The sequence below is a fragment of the Neisseria sp. P0021.S007 genome (assembly GCF_051956855.1).
On sequence record NZ_JBQCXA010001629.1, the window covers coordinates 1 to 453 of the forward strand.

1 protein-coding gene is annotated in these 453 nt (G+C 57.4%); it reads left to right on the forward strand.

All coding sequences use genetic code 11. The features are described 5' to 3' along the window. A partial coding sequence (locus ACTHUR_RS20625) for an alpha/beta fold hydrolase (RefSeq protein ID WP_440400658.1) occupies positions 1-453 on the forward strand: 453 nt, incomplete at both ends.

Sequence of the window (453 nt, forward strand, 5' to 3'; positions counted from 1 at the left end):
TGCCGAAACCCATCCCGAACGCGTTGCCGGACTCGTATTGCGCGGGATATTCCTGTGCCGTCCGTCCGAAATGGCGTGGCTCGACGAAGCGGGCGGCGTCAGCCAGATTTATCCCGCACAATGGCAAAAATTCCTCGCGCCCGTCGCCGAAGAAAAACGCGGCAGCCTGATTGCGGCGTATCACGAAATGCTGTTCGGCGAAGACGAAGCAGGTCGTCTGAAAGCCGCCAAAGCATGGGCGGACTGGGAAAGCTACCTGATCCGCTTCGAGCCGCAAGACGTCGATGAAGACGCCTACCAATCGCTCGCCATCGCCCGCTTGGAAAACCATTATTTCGTCAACGAAGGCTGGCTGAAAGGCGACAAAGCGATTTTGGCGAACACCGACAAAATCCGCCATATTCCGACCATCATCGTGCAAGGCCGCTACGACTTATGCACCCCCATGCAAAG